At 64.2% G+C, this 20112-nt stretch carries 17 protein-coding genes; 15 read left to right on the forward strand and 2 right to left on the reverse strand.

Features of this window, described 5'->3' with window-relative positions; genetic code table 11:
- Positions 1–62 precede the first annotated feature (62 nt).
- Complete coding sequence (locus J7E80_RS13540; protein WP_215052350.1) at positions 63–944, reverse strand: LysR family transcriptional regulator; 882 nt, start codon at positions 942–944, stop codon at positions 63–65.
- Positions 945–1093: 149 nt separating this feature from the next.
- Here J7E80_RS13540 and J7E80_RS13545 point away from each other — a divergent pair, with 149 nt between their 5' ends.
- The 13 genes from J7E80_RS13545 to J7E80_RS13605 all read left to right on the forward strand — a co-directional run bounded on the left by J7E80_RS13545 (position 1094) and on the right by J7E80_RS13605 (position 15588).
- Positions 1094–2110, forward strand: a complete 1017-nt coding sequence (locus tag J7E80_RS13545) for a tripartite tricarboxylate transporter substrate binding protein (protein WP_251036848.1) — start codon at positions 1094–1096, stop codon at positions 2108–2110.
- Positions 2107–2697, forward strand: coding sequence for a tripartite tricarboxylate transporter TctB family protein (locus tag J7E80_RS13550; RefSeq protein WP_311380833.1), 591 nt, complete (start codon positions 2107–2109; stop codon positions 2695–2697). Before J7E80_RS13545 ends, J7E80_RS13550 begins: the two co-directional genes overlap by 4 nt.
- A gap of 8 nt (positions 2698–2705) precedes the next feature.
- The gene (locus J7E80_RS13555; RefSeq protein WP_215052352.1) at positions 2706–4238 is read left to right on the forward strand and encodes a tripartite tricarboxylate transporter permease; all 1533 of its coding nucleotides are present in this window, start codon (positions 2706–2708) and stop codon (positions 4236–4238) included.
- On the forward strand, positions 4235–4636 hold the full coding sequence (locus J7E80_RS13560) for a universal stress protein (protein ID WP_215052354.1): 402 nt from the start codon (positions 4235–4237) through the stop codon (positions 4634–4636). The genes J7E80_RS13555 and J7E80_RS13560 overlap by 4 nt, the downstream gene beginning before the upstream one ends.
- A 74-nt stretch (positions 4637–4710) precedes the next feature.
- Positions 4711–6003 carry a glucarate dehydratase family protein gene (locus J7E80_RS13565; RefSeq protein WP_396020776.1) on the forward strand — a complete coding sequence of 431 codons (1293 nt, stop codon included), beginning with the start codon at positions 4711–4713 and terminating at the stop codon, positions 6001–6003.
- Between the two features lie 175 nt (positions 6004–6178).
- A complete protein-coding gene (gene kdgD / locus J7E80_RS13570) occupies positions 6179–7093 on the forward strand; it encodes a 5-dehydro-4-deoxyglucarate dehydratase (RefSeq protein ID WP_215052402.1) in 915 nt (304 codons plus the stop codon).
- A 27-nt stretch (positions 7094–7120) separates the two neighbouring features.
- Positions 7121–8728: an aldehyde dehydrogenase (NADP(+)) gene (locus J7E80_RS13575; protein WP_215052358.1), complete on the forward strand. Its 1608-nt coding sequence runs from the start codon at positions 7121–7123 to the stop codon at positions 8726–8728.
- Positions 8725–10050: an enolase C-terminal domain-like protein gene (locus tag J7E80_RS13580; protein ID WP_215052360.1), complete on the forward strand. Its 1326-nt coding sequence runs from the start codon at positions 8725–8727 to the stop codon at positions 10048–10050. The genes J7E80_RS13575 and J7E80_RS13580 overlap by 4 nt, the downstream gene beginning before the upstream one ends.
- A gap of 170 nt (positions 10051–10220) precedes the next feature.
- Positions 10221–11141 (forward strand): AEC family transporter, encoded by a 921-nt coding sequence (locus J7E80_RS13585; RefSeq protein ID WP_215052362.1) that lies wholly within the window; start codon positions 10221–10223, stop codon positions 11139–11141.
- Between the two features lie 73 nt (positions 11142–11214).
- A complete protein-coding gene (locus J7E80_RS13590) occupies positions 11215–12213 on the forward strand; it encodes a hypothetical protein (protein ID WP_215052363.1) in 999 nt (332 codons plus the stop codon).
- 92 nt (positions 12214–12305) lie between these two features.
- On the forward strand, positions 12306–13433 hold the full coding sequence (locus tag J7E80_RS13595; protein ID WP_215052365.1) for an L-talarate/galactarate dehydratase: 1128 nt from the start codon (positions 12306–12308) through the stop codon (positions 13431–13433).
- Between the two features lie 10 nt (positions 13434–13443).
- Positions 13444–14136: a FadR/GntR family transcriptional regulator gene (locus J7E80_RS13600; RefSeq protein ID WP_215052367.1), complete on the forward strand. Its 693-nt coding sequence runs from the start codon at positions 13444–13446 to the stop codon at positions 14134–14136.
- 66 nt (positions 14137–14202) lie between these two features.
- On the forward strand, positions 14203–15588 hold the full coding sequence (locus J7E80_RS13605) for an MFS transporter (protein ID WP_215052369.1): 1386 nt from the start codon (positions 14203–14205) through the stop codon (positions 15586–15588).
- Positions 15589–15595: 7 nt separating this feature from the next.
- On the opposite strand, the gene J7E80_RS13610 is transcribed toward J7E80_RS13605, so the two are convergent.
- Positions 15596–16576: a LysR family transcriptional regulator gene (locus J7E80_RS13610; protein ID WP_215052371.1), complete on the reverse strand. Its 981-nt coding sequence runs from the start codon at positions 16574–16576 to the stop codon at positions 15596–15598.
- Between the two features lie 204 nt (positions 16577–16780).
- Between J7E80_RS13610 and J7E80_RS13615 the strand changes: the two genes are divergently transcribed.
- Both J7E80_RS13615 and J7E80_RS13620 read left to right on the forward strand, forming a co-directional pair.
- Positions 16781–17785: a 2-hydroxyacid dehydrogenase gene (locus tag J7E80_RS13615; RefSeq protein WP_215052373.1), complete on the forward strand. Its 1005-nt coding sequence runs from the start codon at positions 16781–16783 to the stop codon at positions 17783–17785.
- Positions 17786–18277: 492 nt separating this feature from the next.
- The coding region (locus tag J7E80_RS13620) for an Ig-like domain-containing protein (protein WP_311380834.1) at positions 18278–20112 on the forward strand (1835 nt) is incomplete at its 3' end.

The raw sequence follows: 20112 nt of genomic DNA on the forward strand, positions 1-20112 counted from the left end.
GAAATTTAAAGATTGTTCAACAATATTCTTACAGTCGGTCCAAAGCTCTTGATCCCGGCGTTCTAGTCTGCCTGTTCGTTGATGACCTCCAGCACGCGGTGGAGTGCCGGATTGCGGGAGTTGCGCATCCAGATGGCGTGGAGCTCCACAGGATCTACGTCAAAGCCGCCCAGCTCGATATATTCCACCCCTTCAATGCCCAGAACTGTCGCTGACTGGGGCACAAGTGCAACGCCGCGGCCTGCGGCAACGAGAAAGATCATGGTCAGAATCTGGCTGACGGTGTGCACGAACGTCCGGTGCGAGGACACCAGGCTGATCACCAGGTCGTAGAAGTAGCGGGCCTGCGTGGGCGAGTGCATGATGAGGCCCTCACCGTGCAGGTCCTCCGCCGTCAGCTGCCGGTTGAGTTGCGTCAAGCGGTGCCCTGAGGGAACTGCCACCATGATCGGTTCGCGAAACAGCAGGCGGGAACCGAACAGCTCGTCGTCAAACGGCGGACGCGCCAGCCCAAGGTCGATGTCACCGCTGATCAGCGCCGCCGTCTGGTCCTTGGTGACCATCTCCCTCAGGTCGATGTCCACATCGGGCAGCGCCCCGGAAATTTCATTTAGGAGGGCACCGAGGAGTCCGAACGTGGAGGCGGCGGTAAATCCAATCCGGACGGAGCCGGCGGATCCCGCGGAGATCCGGCGAGCCAGGCCCGGGGCGGCCTCGGCGAGCTCCAACAGCTTGAGCGCATCCGCCAGGAAGGCCGATCCGGCGGCCGTCAGGGCGACTCCGCGGTTGTCGCGGTCAAACAGCTGCACCCCGATGGCCTTTTCCAGTTTCTGGATCTGCCGGCTCAAGGGCGGCTGGGTCATGTTGAGGCGGGCGGCAGCACGGCCAAAATGCAGCTCTTCTGCGACGGCCACGAAGCCGCGTAGCTGTTCCAGGGAATACATAATACCGAGAGGGTATCACGCAATGCATTAATGACCTTGGACAGGCATTGCTGACGAACTCTAATCTTCAGTAGCAGCCCTGGGAGTGACGGAATTCACGGGCGCACGACTTCCGCTCCCCCCAGCGGCAAACATTCAAAGGAGAATTCATGATCAAGTCGGCATTCACACGTCGGTCCCTTCTGGCTACGGGGTCTGGCCTGGCCCTCGCCCTCGCCCTGACCGCCTGCGGCGGCAACGTCGCAGGCACCGGCTCGTCAGCGGACGCGAGCAAATTCCCGTCTGGCCCGGTCACTCTCACCATCGGCGCCGACCCCGGCGGAAGCACGGACCTGATCGGCCGTGCACTGGCTGAGAACGCCAGCGGACCCCTCGGAGCTCCGATTCCCGTCGTCAACAAGCCGGGCGCGAACGGCGCGCTGGCCACGAAGGAAGTCGGCGGCGCGAATCCGGACGGACAGTCGCTCGTCATCCTGAACGCCTCCCTGTTCGCCATCACCCCGCTGGCCGTGTCCGCCGGTGAGACGGTACAGATCGAGGACTACGAGGTCATCACCGGAATCTCCCAGGACGACTACGTCCTGGTCTCCAATGCAAGCTCCGGCATGAAGACCATGGATGACCTGACCAAGGCAGGCAAGAAGTTCAACTTCGCCACAACCGGCGTCGGAACCGGCAGCCAGCTGGCGCAGGCCCTGCTGTTCAAGCAGGCGAAGATCGACGGCACCGACGTTCCTTTCGACGGCGGTTCCCCCGCCATGACGGCGCTCCTCGGAAACCAGGTTGATCTGGCGACGATCCAGCTCGCCGAAGCCATGCCCCAGATCAAGGCCGGCAAGCTCAACCCGATCGTGGTCTTTTCGAAGGAACGCAACCAATACCTGCCCGACACCCCCACCGCCGTCGAGGCCGGCTACGACGTCCCGGTGTCCCAGTTCCGCGCAGTGGCGGCCCCGAAGGGCACTCCCGAAGCTGTCGTGACGAAGCTGCGTGAGTCCTTCAAGAAGGCGTTCGAATCCGACGCCTACAAGGCCTTCAACAAGCAGAACCTCTTCACTGCTGCAGAGATCGACGGCGACCAGGTCGCCAAAGACTGGGCCGCCGACGCGGCCAAGTACAAGGAGCTGACCGTGAAGTACAACGTCGACCTTGGCGGCGGCAAGTGATTTCCGCATCAAATGAAGCAGTCCCTTCCGGCGGCAGCGTCCGGCACGCTGCCGCCGGGAACGGCACTTCTCCGGCAATCGCCGATGAGCTCGCGGAGCCGTTGACACCGGAACAGCTGGCCGCGGAGTGGGAGGAGGAACGTCCCCCGCACGCCGGCCCGCTGGCCAATGTCGCCGCCGCCGTCGCAGCAGCCGGGCTTGGCACTGCAGGCCTGATCACGTCGATGGGCATGGGGCTTGGCAGCCCCGAAAAGCCCGAGCCGGGGCTGTGGCCGTTCATCATCAGCCTCGTCATGATCACGATGTCCGTGGCCCTCCTCCTTTTCGGCCGGAAGAAGCTGGATGCCGAGGCGTTCTCATCGTCGAGCTGGCAGGTTGCCGCCGGGATAGCGACCCTGGTCGGCTTCGTCCTGGTGGTCGGAGTGACGGGCTTTGAAATCCCCACCCTGCTGCTGACCTTTATCTGGTTGAAGTTCCTGGGCAAGGAAACGTGGCGGATGTCTGTCCTGCTCAGCTTCGCCGTGACAGCCGCCTTCTACCTGATCTTCGTCGTGGCGCTTAGCGTGCCCATCCCACATCTGTTCTAGGGAATCTCATGGACTTTCTTGCACCGGTCATCAATGGTTTCGGCGTCGTGCTGGAACCAACGAACCTGCTTTACTGCCTCATCGGCGTCGTTATCGGCATGCTCATCGGCGTACTGCCCGGGCTGGGCCCAGCCGCGACCATCGCCATACTCCTTCCGCTGACCTACGGCGTCGAGCCCGTCACAGCTATCATCATGCTTTCGGGCATCTTCTACGGGGCCCAGTACGGCGGAACCATCACGTCCGTGCTTCTCCGGCTGCCCGGCGAAGCATCCTCCGTGGTGACAGTCTTTGACGGCTTCGCCCTTGCCCGTCAGGGGAGGGCAGGCACGGCTCTCGGCATTGCGGCCATCGGTTCCTTCTTCGGCGGCACGGTCGCGATCATCGGACTGACCCTTTTGGCACCGATCGTCGCCGGATTCGCGCTCGACTTCGGCCCCCCGGAATACACTGCCCTGGCCATGCTGGGCATCCTGCTGGTGGCAACAGTCAGCAACGGTAGCAAGCTGAAGTCCATCATCGCGGCTTCCCTCGGACTGCTGCTGGCAACGGTCGGACGCGACACGTTCACCGGCGAGGCGCGGTTCACGTTCGACAACCTGTCCCTCGCCGACGGCCTCGACTTCGTGCCGATCGCCATGGGCATCTTCGGCCTGGGTGAAATCCTGTACAACCTTGAGGAGCGCCACAACAAGGTCCAGGCGCCGGCCAAGGTGGCGAACGTCTGGCCCTCCCGCAAGGACCTGAAGGAATCGTCCGGGGCAATCGGCAGGGGCTCCGTGCTGGGCTTCTTCCTCGGGATTCTGCCCGGCGGCGGCGCAACAATCGCCTCACTCGCGGCCTACGCCATGGAGAAGAAGCGGGCCAGGAACCCCGAACGCTTCGGCCGTGGCGCCGTCGAAGGTGTTGCCGCGCCGGAAAGCGCCAACAACGCCGCGGCCACGTCCTCCTTCATTCCGCTCCTGACCCTTGGCATTCCCGCCAATGCCACGATGGCCATCATCTTCGGCGCGCTGCTGATCCAGGGCGTCACGCCCGGGCCGCAGCTCGTCCAGAACGATCCGGAACTCTTCTGGGGCGTGGTCAACTCGATGTACATCGGCAACATCCTGCTGCTTATCATGAGCATCCCCCTGGTCGGCATCTTCGTGAAGATACTGCGGGTCCGGGCGGCTATCCTCGCCCCGATCACGGTGCTCATCACGCTGATCGGTGTCTACACCATCAACAACAGCATCTTTGATATCTGGCTGGTCATCGCCTTCGGCCTTCTCGGATACATGATGAAAAAGTTCGGCTTCGAGCCCGGCCCGCTGGTCCTGGCCTTCGTCCTCGGTTCCCTCCTCGAGGAAAACCTGAGGCGCTCCCTCCTTGTCTTCGGAGGCGATCCCGCCGGTTTCGTTGGCCGGCCCATCTCCGGTGTCCTGCTGCTCGCTTTCCTTGCGGTGATGCTCTTGCCGCTGCTCCAGAAGGCCGTCAGGAAGACCCGCACCCCCGCACGCCCGGTTGAGGCGCTGCACGAGGAAAAGGAACGAGTATGACAATTCTGGTCGGCTATGTGCCCACCCCTGAAGGCGAGGCGGCGCTAGAGGCAGGCATTGCCGAAGGCCGGCTGCGACGCGAGAGCATCGTCATTCTGAATTCACCGCGCAAGGGAGCACCCGTGGACGCTGCCCTCGCCTCGGTGGAACAGGTCGCCGAGCTGCTGCGGCGGGCCGAAGTGGCCGGAGTCCAGGCCACGATCCGGCAGCCCGGCCACACCGACGATCTGACCGACGAGTTTATTGACATCGCCGACGAAATCGACGCTTCCCTGATCGTCATTGGCCTCCGCAGGAGGTCGCAGGTAGGGAAGTTCATCCTCGGAAGCCACTCCCAACGGATCCTGCTGCAGGCCGACCGGCCAGTGCTGGCAGTCAAAGTCCGGGAAAGACCCTAACCCCCACCCATTGCAGTCCACGCCCGGCAGCTACCTCATCCGCCCGGGCTATGAAGCCAGGAGTTAACAGCGCCGTGAACCACCCTCTCAGCCCAATCGGGCCACACCGCATCAAGGACATCGCCGTCACCCCGGTGGCATTCAAGGATCCGCCCCTTCTTAACGCGGTGGGCGTGCACGAGCCGTTTGCGCTGCGGGCCATCGTGGAAATCACCACGGACGCCGGCACCTCGGGCCTCGGCGAGACCTACGGGGACGCCCCGCACCTGAGCCGGCTGCAACTCGCCGCAGAGGCCCTGGCCGGGACCGACGTCTTCAACATCAATGAGATGCGCCAGCGGGTCACCAGGGCTCTCAACGCCGACACCACCGTCGGCGGCCACGGGATGTCGGGCATGGTGACCGGCTCCAGCACGCCTGACCGGGTGCTGTCGCCCTTCGATGTGGCTGCTCTGGATATCCAGGGAAAGGTTCTTGGGCGTCCTGTAAGCGACCTGCTCGGAGGTGCGGTCCGGGACGAGATTCCCTTCAGCGGATACCTTTTCTACAAATGGGCAGGGCACCCCGGCCACGAGGAGGACTCCTGGGGAGCGGCGCTGGATCCGGAAGGAATCGTCCGGCAGGCCCGCCGCATGGTGGACGAGTTCGGATTCACCGCCCTGAAGCTCAAGGCAGGCGTGTTCCCTCCCGAGCAGGAAGTGGAGGCCATCAGGGCACTCCGGGCCGAATTCCCGCACCTGCCGCTGCGCATCGACCCCAATGCAGCCTGGACGGTAGACACCTCCATTCGGGTGGGCAAGGAACTCGACGGGGTCCTGGAATATCTTGAGGACCCCACGCAGGGCCTCGCCGGCATGGCTGAGGTGCGCCGCAACGTGTCCATGCCCCTCGCGACCAACATGTGCGTCGTCAGCTTCGGCGATGTGCCTCCATCCATTGAAGCCGGCGCCGTGGACGTCATCCTCTCGGACCACCACTTCTGGGGCGGCCTTCGGCGGTCCCAAGCCCTTGCCGGCATATCGGAAACCTTTGGCCTTGGGTTGTCCATGCACTCCAACTCGCACCTGGGCATCAGCCTGGCCGCCATGGTTCATCTGGCCGCCGCCACCCCGAACCTGGACTATGCGTGCGATACACACTGGCCGTGGAAGGACCCCGGGGAAGATGTCATCATTCCCGGCCCCCTCGTTTTCCGCAACGGCGCGGTCGGCGTTCCAACCGCACCCGGACTGGGTGTGGAACTGGACCGAGATGCCCTGGCCCGCCTCCACGAGCAGTACCTGCAGTCTGGCATGCTCAACCGCGACGACACCGGCTACATGCAGAGCCTCCACCCCGACTATGAACTGATAACGCCGCGGTGGTGAATGACCGGAACAGCCCTCCGGGAAGCAGAACCACCGACTGACCCCGCTGCACAGCGATGCACAAAGGGTATCAACCCATACATAAATAGGCTTAGACAGACATTGAAGGGCTGCCTAGTCTGAATTGGAACCACACCACTCCGCCGCCCGCGGCGCCAACTTCAAGGACCATCCCGTGGCAAAGTACTCACCCCAGGAACTCGCAAACATCCTCAAGGAAGGGCTGCTCTCCTTCCCGGTCACGTCATTCGACGCGCAGCTCCAGTTCGACGAGGAAAACTACCGCAAGCACCTGGCGTGGCAGGCAAGCTTCCCCGTGGCAGGGCTCTTCGCGGCCGGCGGAACCGGCGAAGGCTTCTCCCTGACTCCTGCCGAATCGGAGCGCGTGGTGCGCGCCGCCGTCGAAGAAGTGGGCAACACCGTGCCGGTTTTGGCTTCCGCCGGCGGTTCAACCGCCCAGGCCATTGAAAACGCCGAGGCCGCGGAAGCCGCAGGCGCCGAAGGCATCCTGCTCCTCCCGCCCTACCTGACCGAAGCAGACCAGGGCGGCCTGATCGAGCACGTCAGCGCGGTCTGCAAGGCCACTTCACTCGGCGTGATCATCTATAACCGTGCCAACGCGATCTACAAGGACACCACCGTGGCCACGCTGGCGGACCGGCACGAAAACCTGATCGGCTTCAAGGACGGCGTGGGCGACCTCGAACACGACGCCCGCGTCTACGCCAGGCTCGGCGACCGACTGTTCTACCTCGGCGGCCTCCCCACCGCGGAAACCTTCGCGCTCCCACTCCTGCAGTTGGGCATGAGCACCTACTCCAGTGCCATGTACAACTTCGTTCCCCAGTTCGCCCTGGACTTCTACCAGGACGTCCGCAACCAGGACCGCGCGGCGGTCAACCAGAAGCTCAATGAGTTCGTGATCCCCTACCTGGACATCCGCGACCGGGTCAAGGGGTACTCCGTCTCGATCGTCAAGGCCGGCCTCGACGCCATCGGCCGCTCGGCCGGCCGCGTCCGCCCGCCGCTGCAGAACCTGGCACCGCAGGACCTCGCCGACCTCAAAGCACTCATCGCCACCGTCTCCTGATCATCACCGTCTCCTAGGAGGAAGCACATGACGCTCACCGGACATTCACTTATCGCCGGGCAGCAGGTTGCCGGCGAGGGCAAGACCGCCGCCGGCTTCAACCCCGCCACCAACGAACAGCTCGAACCGGCCTACACGCTGATCACAGAGGAACAGCTCAAGACGGCCACCAGCGCTGCCGATGAAGCGTACGCCTCCTTCAGCGCCCTCGATCCGGAAACCCACGCCGGGTTCCTCGAGGCCATCGCGGACAACATCGAGGCCATTGGCGAGGAACTGATCATCCGGGCAGGCCAGGAAACCGGGCTGCCCGCCGCAAGGCTCCAGGGCGAACGCGCCCGCACCACCGGCCAGCTGCGCCTTTTCGCGAAGGTGGTCCGCCAGGGCGACTTCCGCGGCGTCCGGATCGATCCGGCCCTTCCGGAGCGCGCTCCGCTGCCCCGTGCCGATATCCGCCAGCGTCAGATCCCGCTCGGCCCGGTGGCCGTTTTCGGCGCCAGCAACTTCCCGCTGGCCTTCTCGACGGCGGGGGGAGACACGGCGTCAGCCCTCGCCGCCGGCTGCCCGGTTGTCTTCAAGGCACACAATGCCCACCCCGGCACCAGCGAGCTCGTCGGCCAGGCCATCGCCAAAGCCGTCAAGGACAACGGACTGCACCCCGGCGTCTTCTCCCTTATCTACGGCCCCGGCAGCAGCATCGGCCAGGCTCTCGTCGCGGACCCCGCCATCAAGGCAGTCGGCTTCACCGGGTCACAGGCCGCCGGCATCGCCCTGATGCGCACCGCCGCCGCCCGGGCCGAGCCCATCCCCGTCTACGCGGAGATGTCCTCGCTCAACCCTGTGTTCGTCTTCCCCGGCGCCCTCAACGGAGACGTCGATGCGCTGGCCCAGCAGTATGTTGCTGCCGTCACCGGCAGCTCCGGACAGCTGTGCACCTCCCCCGGCCTGCTGTTCGCCCCCGCCGGTGAGGCAGGCGACAAACTTGCTGCCGCCGTCGGACGTGCCGTCTCCGCCTGCGCCGGCCAGACCATGCTCACCGAAGGCATCGCCGCGTCCTGGAACTCCGGCGCCGAGGCGCTCGGCTCCGCCGACAACGTCAGCCTGGTCGGACAGGGCACCGAAGGCGCCACGAAAAACGCCCCGGCACCCGCCATCTTCCGCACCGAGATCAGCAACTTCGTGTCCAACCACGTGCTGCACGCCGAAATCTTCGGCGCCGCCAGCCTGGTGATCCGCTACTCCACCACCGAGGAACTCCTCGAGGCCATCAGCCGGCTCGAAGGCCAGCTCACAGCGACGCTGCAGCTCACCGCAGCGGACTACCCCACGGCGGCGCCCCTCATCCCGGCACTGGAGCAGAAAGTCGGCCGCATCATCGTCAACGGGTGGCCCACCGGCGTCGAAGTCGGCCACGCCATGGTCCACGGCGGCCCGTTCCCGGCAACGTCCGACAGCCGGACCACCTCCGTGGGAACGCTCGCGATCAACCGATTCCTGCGTCCCGTGGCGTACCAAAACCTCCCGCAGGAACTGCTGCCCGTGCCGCTGCACGACGCGAACCCGTGGCAGCTCAACCGCCGGATCAATGGCACAGTTGTTGAGGCAGCCGAGGAGAAAGAGGAGGTCAACGCATGACCGCCCAGCCCACCATCACCCGCATCGAAGTGGTTCCGGTCGCGGGACACGACAGCATGCTGATGAACCTCAGCGGCGCGCATGGACCGTTCTTCACCAGGAACGTTGTCATCGTGACGGATTCGGATGGCCGCTCCGGCCTCGGCGAGGTTCCCGGCGGTGAGAAAATCCGCACCACCATCGAGGAAGCCGGTGGCCTCATCAACGGCAAGCCGGTGGCACGCTACCGCTCGCTGCTGCGCGAAATCGCCGCGGAGTTCGCCCACCGCGACGCCGGCGGCCGCGGCCTGCAGACATTCGACCTGCGCACCACCGTCCACGCGGTCACCGCCGTCGAATCCGCCCTGCTGGACCTGCACGCCCAGTTCCTCGGCGTCCCTGTCGCGGAACTCCTGGGCGACGGCCAGCAGCGGACCTCGGTGCCGATGCTCGGCTACCTGTTCTTCATCGGTGACCACAGCAGGACGGACCTGCCGTACCTGGAGGACGCGCCGTCGGACCGTTGGGAGAAGCTGCGCCGCCAAGAGGCCATGACCCCCGAAGCCGTCGTGGCGCTGGCGGAAGCCGCCCAGGAACGGTACGGCTTCAGCGACTTCAAGCTCAAGGGCGGCGTGCTCGCCGGCGATGACGAAGTGGACGTCGTGACCGCGCTGGCCAAGCGCTTCCCCGAAGCGCGGGTGACCCTTGATCCGAACGGCGGGTGGCTGCTGGAGGAGGCCATCCGGCTGGGCAAGCGGATGCAGGGCATCGTGGCCTATGCCGAAGATCCCTGCGGCGCTGAAGGCAGGTTCTCCGGCCGGGAAGTCATGGCGGAATTCCGCCGCGCCACGGGCCTGAAGACCGCCACCAACATGATCGCCACGGACTGGCGGGAGATGTCGCACGCAATCCGGAGCAACGCCGTCGACATCCCCCTGGCGGACCCGCACTTCTGGACCATGCATGGCTCCGTCCGGGTAGCGCAGCTCTGCAGCGAATTTGGCCTCACCTGGGGTTCGCACTCCAACAACCATTTCGACATCTCGCTCGCAATGTTCACCCACACGGGCGCGGCCGCACCGGGTGAGATCACGGCCCTCGACACGCACTGGATCTGGCAGGACGGACAGGGCCTCACCAAGGACCCGCTCCAAATCAGGGACGGCGCCATCACGGTTCCGGACGCACCGGGACTCGGCATCGAACTGGACCGCGACGCGCTGGACCAGGCACACCAGCTGTACCTTGAGCATGGCCTCGATGCCCGGGACGACAGTGTCGGCATGCAGTTCTACATCGACGGCTGGTCCTTCGACCCGAAGCGGCCCTGCCTGGTTCGGTAAGGCTGGTTGGGTAGTGCGTGGCCGCCAGGGCCAGTTCGCTGCACGTCCACACGCTTCCGCACGGGTCTCCTCCCGCAATAGGAGGCGGCCGTGCGGAACGCATTCCTGATCCGATAACTTCGACAGATATTTCGACACATATATGGAACGCATAAATAGAAGGGCGCAGAGTGGGCGGCGTTGTCTCCGGAATCCTCATCGTTTCCGCTGTCATTGCCGTTGGCTACCTCGCTGCAAGGCTGCGGATCCTGGGGCCGGAGGTCCAAGGTGCCCTGACCCGCACCGCCTTTTACGTCACCAACCCGGCCCTCCTCTTCACCGTGGTGGCCGGCAGCGACATCCGCGCGGCCCTCGGAACTGACGCCCCGCTAGCACTGCTCTCCGCAGCGATAGTGGGGCTTCTTTATTGCCTGCTGAGCTTCCTGTTCTTCCGCCGGCCGCTCGCCGAAACCGCCGTCGGCGCAATGGCCAGCAGCTATGCCAACGCGAACAACATCGGCATCCCGGTTTCGCTCTACGCGGTGGGAACTGCCCAGCACGTGGCGCCCGTGCTGCTGGTCCAGATCCTCGTCATGGCGCCGTTCTACCTCACGGTGCTGGGGCTCGCGGGTGGATCCAGGATTTCGTGGCGGCGTCTGCTGGTCCAGCCGTTCGCCAACCCGATGATCATCGCCTCCGGGCTGGGCGCCGCCGTTGCCCTGACCGGCTGGACGGCCCCTGACCTGCTGCAGAAGCCGATCGACATGCTGGCGGGTGGCGCCGTGCCCATGGTGCTGCTGGCCTTTGGCCTCTCCCTTGCCGGGCGGGCCCCGCTCCAAAAAGACGACGGGCGTACCGAGACGCTCGTGGCAACCTTCCTGAAAATCGCAGGCATGCCGCTGATCGTGTGGGCGCTGGGCCGCTTCGTTTTTGGACTCGAAGGCCAGCATCTCCTGGCGAGCGTCATCATGGCGGCCCTCCCCACAGCACAGAATGTGTTCCTGTTCGCCTCCCCCTATGGCCGGGGGATGAGCGTAGCGAGGGACGTCATCCTCTGCACCACTGTGCTGAGCGTTGGGGCGCTGCTGATTGTGGCCTGGGCGGTGGGATAGGTTCATACTGGGCATACCTAAATTTGCCCCGAAGCAGTGCACACCGCACCCCCATGAAGGGAGGCCCGCTCCCATGCGCCGCAATCGTGTTATCGCTGGAATGTCCGCTTTCCTCTTGGGCGTCGCTGGCCTTTCGGCCGCGGCGATCGCTATCGGCGGTGGGAAAACTGATGTTCCGAACACTGATGTTCCGAACACTGATGTTCGGATCGCTGCTGTCGGTGACATGAACGGCCCCAAGAACTACGCGCCTGATAGCCCGTCCGGTCGGAACGGTGCGGCAATCACCCGGCTCGTGCAGAAAAACGAGATTGACGCGTTCCTAGGGCTCGGGGACTTCCAGTACGACACCGCGTACTGCGCTGACTACGTGAAGTACTGGACGCCGCTGTGGGGTGGCACGAAGCCCAAGTTGTACTGGGTGTCCGCTCCCAACCACGACTGGAAACCCGGCCGCAACGAAGACCTCGACAACTTCATGAACGGCCAATGCCCCGGGGCTCCGGCGAAGGCTGCGATCAACCAGCAGCGTGGGTTCATCGGGAACGGGGAACAGTACTCGAAGGACTTCGGGAACTGGCACTTCGCGTTCCTGTCGTCCGCGCACTGGCGGTACAACCCCACGAAGGCTCGGGCCTTGACGACGTGGCTGGACAAGGACCTCGCTGCAGCTAAGGCGGCGGGTAAGCATCTGGCTGTCGTGCACCATGAACCGTACTTCACGTCGAACACCAAGGAACATAAGCGGTCGGTTGACCATAAGCCATGGATCGACGTGATGTGGAAGCACCGGGTCCGTCTGACCCTGTCAGGATCACAACACAACTACGAACGGTCATGTCCGGTGAACAACGCTGACCAGTGTGTCAGTGACGGGATGACGACGTTCCAGGTTTCCACGGGAGGTATCGGTCTCCGCTCCTTCACTAGCAGTCCCTCGTACATCGTGAAGCGGTTCAGCAACACTCACGGGTTCCTTCGGATGACACTCCGAGACAACGGGTCGTTCGACTGGAACTTCGTTCCAACGTCAGGATCGGGCACGGATGCAGGTACGCGTTCCGCACCGTAGTAAATCGAGGGCCCGTACTTGTAATACAAGTTTGCTACTTGTAACCTAAGAAGTGCGGGCGATGTTGCCCCCTTCCGCTTCCAAGGAGAACCATGAGCACCGTTGACCTGATCCGGCATGTCAAACTGTCCACCGCGAGGCTTCCGCTGGCCGTCCCGATCAGTGACGCCAAGGTATTCACCGGACGTCAGAAGCCAATGACCGAGGTAGTTTTCCTCTTCGCAGAAATCACCACCGAACAGGGCCACACCGGCCTCGGCTTCAGCTACTCCAAGCGCGCCGGCGGACCCGCGCAGTACGCCCACGCCAAGGAGGTCGCCGAAGGCATCATCGGCGAGGACCCCAACGACATCGGCAAGATCTATACCAAGCTCCTCTGGGCCGGCGCCTCCGTGGGCCGCTCCGGCGTGGCCACCCAGGCCCTCGCCGCCATCGACATCGCCCTGTACGATCTCAAGGCCAAGCGCGCCGGACTCCCCCTCGCCAAGCTCCTCGGGTCCTACCGCGACTCCGTTCAGACCTACAACACCTCCGGCGGCTTCCTGAATGCCACGCTGGACGAGGTCAAAGCCCGGGCGACGCAATCGATCAACGAAGGCATCGGCGGCATCAAAATCAAGGTGGGACTCCCGGACTCGGCCGAGGACTTGCGCCGCGTGGCCGGCATCCGCGACCACATCGGCTGGGACGTTCCGCTCATGGTCGATGCCAACCAGCAGTGGGACCGCGCCACCGCCCTGCGCATGGGCCGCCATCTCGAGGAATTCAACCTCATCTGGATCGAGGAGCCGCTGGACGCCTACGACTTCGAAGGCCACGCCCATTTGGCCCAGGTCCTGGACACGCCCATCGCCACGGGTGAAATGCTCGCGTCCGTAGCCGAGCACAAGGGCCTCATCAATGCCAACGGCTGCGACATCATCCAGCCCGACGCACCTCGCGTCGGCGGCATCACCCAGTTCCTCCGGCTCGCCGCCCTCGCGGACGAGCGCGGTCTGGGGCTGGCCCCGCACTTTGCCATGGAAATCCACCTCCACCTCGCTGCCGCCTACCCGCGCGAACCCTGGGTCGAACACTTCGACTGGCTCGATCCCCTATTCAACGAACGCCTCGAAACCAAGAACGGCCGCATGATGGTTCCGGACCGCCCCGGACTCGGCGTAACGCTCAGCGATCAGGCCCGTGCGTGGACCACCGAGACCGCGGAGTTCGGCGCGTAATCTTGAACCCATGAGCCGGAATCTGACCGCGGACCTCGCCGCCGATCTTCGCACCCGCATTGTTGACGGCGCCATCCAGCCCGGGGATAAGCTTCCGAGCGAAAACACCCTTATTAACGAGTTTGGCGTGAGCCGGACAGTGGTCCGTGCCGCACTCACCCGGCTGCAGGCCGAGGGACTCGTGGAAACTGAACGGGGGCGGGGCAGCTTTGCGCTGACCCCGCCGCCGGAGGGCCCGACGGCGGGTCAGGGCACCAGGTCAGTGGTCACCATGGAAGACCGGCTGCACCTGCTTGAGTTCCGGATCGGCGTCGAAGCTGAAGCCGCTGCCCTGGCGGCGAGAAACCACACAGATCGTCAGCTCCGGACCATCCTGAAGGCCCTGGAAGAATTCACAGCCGGTGTGGAACATCCGGCGCACGCCATGAAGGCGGACTACGAATTCCATCGGGCAATTGCCGCTGCGTCAGGAAACCCTTTCTACTCCGACTGCCTGGCCTCACTGGGCCAGACCATGATCGCCATGCCGCGCACTCGCCTGATGACCGGGGCCGAACAGTACGCCCGGGACCACTTCGATCAGGTCGTGCACGAGCACCGCTCCATCTATGCCGCTATTGCGGAAGGTGACGAGTCGTCGTCGTCGGCCGCCATGCGCAACCACCTGGCAAACTCGCGACGACGGTTCCGTGCGGGAAGGTAAGGCAGTCCGCCCGCTCATGCCGGGCAGCGCCGGGTAGGTTCACGTCAAATCGAAGAGGATTTTCCCATGCAGTCTGCAGGCACCGCTGTCACGGGTCTGGCTTCCGCCACCCGGAAATTTTTCAGGCGGGTGCTGCCCATCATGCTGGTCATGCTCGTGTGCAACCAGCTCAACCGGTCCAACATCGGCTACGCCCAGGACCACCTGCAGGCGGACGTCGGCATCGGTGCGGTTGCCTACGGCTTCGGGGCGGGGCTTTTCTTCATCGCCTACGCAATCTTCGAGCTTCCGAGCAACGTGATGATGGAGAAGTTCGGCGCTAAGGTGTGGCTGACGCGCATCATGATCAGTTGGGGCACCGCGTCCTTCCTGATGGCGTTTGTCCGGAACGAGACGATGTTCTACGTCCTGCGCTTCCTGCTCGGTGCCGCCGAGGCCGGGTTCTTCCCGGCCGTCATCTTCTACTTCGCCCGCTGGGTGCCGGCAGGGCAGCGTGGCAAGGCCACGGCCATTTTCATCGCCGGCTCGTCGGTTGCCGCCGCATTGTCCGGGCCCATCGCCGGAATGCTGCTCAGCCTCCACGACGTCCTGGGCCTGCGCGGCTGGCAGTGGCTCTTTGGTTTAGAAGGCCTGCTGTCGGTTGCCGTGGGCATCGTGGTGTTCTTTCTTCTGGATGCCAGGATCCACGACGCAAAATGGCTGACCGCAGACGAAAAGTTCGCCCTCTCCCGCGCCATTGAGGAGGAGGACGCCCGGCACTCCGCCGGCAGCGGCGCCGGAAGCGTGAAAATCAACCGCTGGAAGATGCTCCTCAACCCACAGATCCTCCTGCTGTGCGGCATTTACTTCTCGGTGCAGCTGTCGATTTATGCGAACACCTTCTGGCTGCCCAGCATCGTGAGGCGGATCCCCGGCACCACGGACCTGAGCGTCGGTTTCCTCTCCGCCATTCCGTGGGTGTGCGCCGTCTTCGCCATGTACTTCGCCGCCAAGTGGCAGGACAAGGCAAAGTCCAAGCGTCCGCTGCTGGTGGTTGCGCTGCTTGTGGCAGCTGTGGGAACTTTTGCGGCAGCCGTCGCCACTCCCGTCCTGGCGCTAGTATTCCTGGCCGTCGCCGCGATGGGCTTCAAGAGCGCCTCTCCGCTCTTCTGGACCATTCCGCAATCGGGCCTGCACCCTCTGGTTCTTGCCCCGGCCATCGCCATCATCAATTCGCTCGGGAACCTGGGCGGCTTTGTGGCGCCGTTCGGATTTGGCATCGTCAAGGAGCAGGCCGGCAGCGTCGTGCCGGGACTCTTCGCCTTGGCCGCAGCATCCACGGTGGCAGCGGGCCTCGTGTACTTCCTCAAAGAGCGCAAGGCCCCCGGGGCACGAGGTGCGGCGGAGCCGCGTCCTGGCGAAGAAGCGGTCCCGGAAGCGCAATCCCGGCTGGCCGCCGTCGGGTCAAGGTAGCCTCCGGCTAGCTGTCCTCGTCGGCCAGCCCGCCGGAATCCGGCCCCGCTAACCCGGCGGGGTCAGGCCCGGCGAACCCGGCTGAATCGATAAGCTCGAGGAGCCGCCTGACCGCGGGGTTCGCCGTCTCTTCGTTCCACGCCAGCTCAAGGTCCACCCGGTTGAGTTCCTGCATGCCGTGGCTGCCATCGATTTCGTGGAATTCAACCCCTGCAGGCGCCGATGCCATGGCGGACGCGGGCACCAGCGTGACGCCCAGCCCGGCCTGGACGAAAGCGAGCAGCGCCGGGATCTGGCTGGCATATTGGGTGATGTTCGCGTGGGCCCCGGCGCTGGCAAACAGGCGGAGCACCAGATCGTGAAAGTACCTGGCTTCCTTCGTTGAATACATCAGCAGGGGAAGGCGGTCCAGTCTTCCCAAGGGCAGCGGGGCACCCTCCTTGATGGGCAGGCTTCCCAGCAGTGAACTCCCGGCGGGCAGCGCCACGACCAAGCGGTCCTTCATGAGGGGCCGCGACACGATCCCCGGGCGGGCCACAATCGGCCGCAAGAGGCCAATGTCCACACTGCCCTTCACCAGGCCGTCCATCTGGTCCGTGGACACGAGTTCCCGCAGCATAAACGAGACCCCGGGCATGCTGTCAGCCGCCCGGCGCAGCAGCAGCGGCAGCGCGCTCTGGCCTGCAATCGCGGTGTAGCCCACGGTGATGGCTCCCACCTCCCCCGAGGAAACCCTGCGAACATCCAACTCGGTCTTGATGCACAGGTCCAGGATCTGCCTCGCCCGGGGCAGCAGCATGGCGCCCGCCGGTGTCAGCTCGACCTTGCGGCTGGTGCGGCCGAAGAGTTGCGTCCCCAGCTTCTTCTCCAGGATCTGGATCTGCCGGCTCAGCGGAGGCTGCGTCATGTTGAGCCTTTCCGCTGCTGCACCGAAATGCAGTTCTTCAGCGACCGCAACGAAGGCCTCCAGCTGGGGCAAGGTAAACATCGATACCTTTCATGGATGATCGGGTACACAAATTAGCTTGGACGTGGATCAATTACTCCCATTATGGTCATCAGGATGGCAGTTGCCGAACCATCTCCCGACAGGGAGGGTACAGGACCGGCGCGCTGGACTTCCCCTAACCGAGCGGCAACTAGGAGCACACCGGTGAGCGCGTCAAGGCCCGCAATAAAGAGGGAGCCCTCAATGGAAAGGGAGCCTTCAGTGAAGAGCCTGAGGATTGTGGTCACCGACCCCATCATCAGCCGCTTTGCGGATCAGCTAAAGCACGACGGCGGCACCCACCACTGGGATATGGCTGCGGCTTGGACTCCGGACCGCCAGCTGGACGCGCTGGCGGGTGCCGACGTCGTCGTTTGTTCCGCGTTGAGTCGGCAGCAGGCGGGCGCCGCCGCCCGGCTGAAACTGGTGCACGTCACAGGCGCCGGCTATGACAAAATCTCCTTTCCGGGGCTGCCCCCGCAGGCCGTTGTTGCCAACACGTTCCACCACGCGCGGCCTATCGCCGAACACGTCCTGATGCTCACGCTGATGCTCTCCCGCAATGTCCTGGCGGCCGACCGGGCTCTGCGCGGCGGCAGCTGGAAAACCATTGCCACCGACCGGGACGTTCCTTTCCATCCGACGCTGGGCGGAATGACGATGGGACTCGTGGGAATGGGATCCATCGGGACCGAGGTGGCGCGGATGGCTGGCGTCCTGGGCATGGATGTCCGCGCCGTCCGGAGGAATGCCGGCGCCTATAACCCCGATGACGTCGCGCTGACCTGGGTGGGCGGAATCCACCAGCTCGCGGAGCTGCTCGCTGCTTCTGACGTCGTGGTGGTCACTGTGCCGTTGGACGACTCCACAAGGGGAATGATCGGCGGAGCGGAGCTGGCAGCCATGAAGCCCACCGCGCTCCTTATTAACGTTGCACGCGGGCCGGTGGTGGACCAGCATGCGCTGTTCGACGCCCTGCAGTCTCAGCGCATTGCCGGGGCGGGCATTGACGTGTGGTGGGGATCCCCTGCTGACGGGGTGGTGCCTCCGGCCGAGCTGCCGTTCGGCTCCCTGCCCAATACCGTTCTCACCCCGCACCACTCCGGACATGCGCGCATCACATTCGAACGACGGGCGGCGGACATAGCCGCCAACATCAGGAGGCTGGCGGAAGGCAAGGCGCTGTTCAACCTGGTGCCGAGGTCCTAAGACCGGCTGGAGCCTCGGGTGTGACTCGCGGGTTAAGTATCATGATTACCGCCGTGATCAGTGTGTGATACGGAGCGCTTCTTGGGCATTGGGACTTGCCGGTTCCAAGGACTCTTAACCCCTAACACGGGGGCCGCTTCAAGAAGTCCCAAGCTTTTTACAACGTGTTCAGTCGAGCATGTTCCGATGGGGAAGTGCATGCACGTTGTCAGAAACAGCAGCAGCAGGCGCTTTCTGTTTCTCGTATCCAGCCGGGAAGGTTGGTCGGGACTGGCATAGGCAAACAACTCCGATGAGTGGTGAGGCCAGTGACCGTCCTTATGCAGTCGACATTCAACGGGGGCAATGATGCTGGGCTATCCATTTTTTCACCGGGGCGGGCGTTTTAGAGGTCGCAGGACTTCCTGGCTTGGCATAAGGCGGGGAGGTGGCCCCTCGGCTGGGCTTCGTCTTCGACCGTCGCGGAATCTGCGGCTCCATGCACTGCTGACAGTGCTGCTGCTTGCGCTGGGTAGTGTTCTGGTGGTGCCGGTTGCGGCGTCGGCTGCCTCGGGTGATGTTGGGGTTGAGGGGCCGTCGCATTCGGGGACGGGGACGCCGACGGGTACGAAGCGGGCGGAGAGTGCGTTGTGGTTCAACGACGGGCTCTGGTGGGGGAACCTGTGGGACACTGCCAGCTCGGATTTTCATATCTTCCGGTTCAATGCCGCGACGAGCTCGTGGGTCGATACGGGTGTGGCGACGGACACGCGGGCGAACACTCATCATGACGTGTTGTGGGACGGGACGACGTTGTATGTGGCGAGCCATCTGTTCGTCAACGACGGTCTGCCGGCTGAGCCGAACTTTCCGACGACGATGCGGCGTTACAGCTACGACCCGAGTGCGGAGACGTACTCGCTGGAGAGTTCTACCACCATCAACAACCACCGCGTTGAGACCCTGACCATCGATAAGGACTCCACGGGTCGGGTGTGGGCCACCTGGCAGCAGGGGAACCGGATCTATCTGAACGTCACGGAGGAGGATGGCAAGACGTGGGGGACGCCGTTCCCGCATCCAGCGTCGTTGAGCAACGTCGCTGTCGACGACACCTCGGCTGTGATCGCGTTCGGACCCGGCAAGATGGGTGTGATGTGGAGCCGGCAGGTCGGTGATGCCACCGACGGCATGTACTGGAGCTACCACGTCGATGGAGCGCCGAACACCGACTGGACCGCTCCTGAGGCGGCGGTGAAGGGGCAGCGCAGCGGTGATGACCATATGAACCTGAAGTGGATGGATTCCTCGGCTGGCCAGGTTTTCGCCGCTGTTAAGACGTCATTCACGTCCGCGTCCCAGCCGCTGATCCAGCTGTTGGAATTGACTGGAACGACCTGGTCGGCGCACACGATCGCGACTGTGGCGGAGTGCCCGAACCGGGTGATCGTCCTGATTGATGAGAGCACGCGGAGGCTGCGTACCTTCGCTACCTATCCGAAGCCCAGTGGCACGACGAACGGAGGTGTCTGCACCACCTCGGGGGGTGCGATCTACGAGAAGTCCACACCGCTGGACGACATCAGCTTCACCACCTCTAAGACGGATCGCATCGTGGACGCGGACCAGTATGTCCACAACGTAACGTCCACGAAGCAGAACCTCAACAGTGAGACGCGGGGCACGGCCAACAGCGGTCTGCTGGTGCTCGCCGATGTGAACGCCACAAGCCAGTACTGGCACTTTTACGACCCCAGCGACGGCGACGGCGGCGGCGGTGGCGGTGGCGGTGATGATGATACGACGGCTCCGACAGTGACGGATACGTCTCCGTCTGCTGACGCGACTGGCGTGGCGGTGACGGCCAATGTGACGGGGTCGTTCTCGGAGGCGATGGATGCGTCGACGCTCACGTCCGACACGTTCACGTTGACGGCGGGGACGACGACGGTGCCGGCCGCCGTGACGTACAACAGCACGGACAAGGTTGCGACGTTGAACCCGGATGCGGACCTGGCATCGGATACGATGTACACGGCGACGATCAAGGGCGGCTCCGATGGGTTGAAGGATATTGCCGGTAACGCATTGGCGTCTGATAAGACGTGGACCTTCACCACGGCTGGTGGTGGTGATACGTCGGCTCCGACAGTGACGGGTACGTCACCGTCAGCCGATGCGACTGGTGTGGCGGTGACGGCGAATGTGACGGGGTCGTTCTCGGAGGCGATCGATGCGTCGACGCTCACGTCGAACTCGTTCACGTTGAAGGCCGGGGCGACGACGGTGGCGGCCGCTGTGACGTACAACAGCACGGACAGGGTTGCGACGTTGAACCCTGGTGCGAA

This window comes from Arthrobacter sp. ISL-28, assembly GCF_018613875.1.
In the GTDB taxonomy this organism is placed as follows: domain Bacteria; phylum Actinomycetota; class Actinomycetes; order Actinomycetales; family Micrococcaceae; genus Arthrobacter.